Genomic DNA, 877 nt, shown 5'->3' on the forward strand with positions numbered 1-877 from the left:
ACGGGGCCATAGGAGTGGCTTTTGTGAGAAGGATCTGGAAGCTGCCCCCTGTTTGCTAAGGGCCCCTCTGCTGACCAGAGCTGAGCCAATAAGTCACAGAATCACAGAATCACAGAATTTCTAGGTTGGAAGAGACCTCAAGATCATCGAGTCCAACCTCTGACCTAACACTAACAGTCCCCACTAAACCATATCCCTAAGCTCTACATCTAAACGTCTTTTAAAGACTTCCAGGGATGGTGACTCCACCACTTCCCTGGGCAGCCCGTTCCAGTGCCTAACAACCCTTTCAGTAAAGAAGTTCTTCCTAACATCCAACCTAAAACTCCCCTGGCGCAACTTTAGCCCATTCCCCCTCGTCCTGTCACCAGGCACGTGGGAGAACAGGCCAACCCCCACCTCGCTACAGCCTCCTTTAAGGTATCTGTAGAGAGCGATAAGGTCGCCCCTGAGCCTCCTCTTCTCCAGGCTGAACAAGCCCAGCTCCTTCAGCCGCTCCTCATAGGACTTGCTCTCCAGGCCCCTCACCAGCTTCGTCGCCCTTCTCTGGACCCGCTCAAGCACCTCGATGTCCTTCTTGTAGCGAGGGGCCCAAAACTGAACACAGTACTCGAGGTGCGGCCTCACCAGAGCCGAGTACAGGGGGACGATCACCTCCCTAGCCCTGCTGGTCACACTGTTTCTGTTTTTTCAAGCAGAAGACGGCATACGCGATACTGATCGGTCTCGTGGGCTCGGAGATGTGTATAAGAGACAGGTCGGAGACCTGGCACAAGTCGCGACCCAGCACCGCGATCCGATCGTCGATCGACAGCAGCGCGCGGCCGTGGGCTACGACGAACGGATCGTTGTCGACGTAGACGATCGGTGCGTCGGG

2 protein-coding genes are annotated in these 877 nt (G+C 55.8%); both read right to left on the reverse strand.

Translation table 11 applies throughout. The features are described 5' to 3' along the window. Window positions 1–183: 183 nt before the first annotated feature. Complete coding sequence (locus C5E41_RS32995) at window positions 184–675, reverse strand: hypothetical protein (protein ID WP_104379563.1); 492 nt, start codon at window positions 673–675, stop codon at window positions 184–186. Beyond that, on the reverse strand, window positions 659–877 hold a 219-nt coding region (locus tag C5E41_RS33000; RefSeq protein ID WP_181063543.1), incomplete at its 5' end, for an SAM-dependent methyltransferase. The genes C5E41_RS33000 and C5E41_RS32995, both read right to left, overlap by 17 nt.

This window comes from Nocardia nova, from assembly GCF_002933465.1.
GTDB lineage: Bacteria > Actinomycetota > Actinomycetes > Mycobacteriales > Mycobacteriaceae > Nocardia > Nocardia nova_B.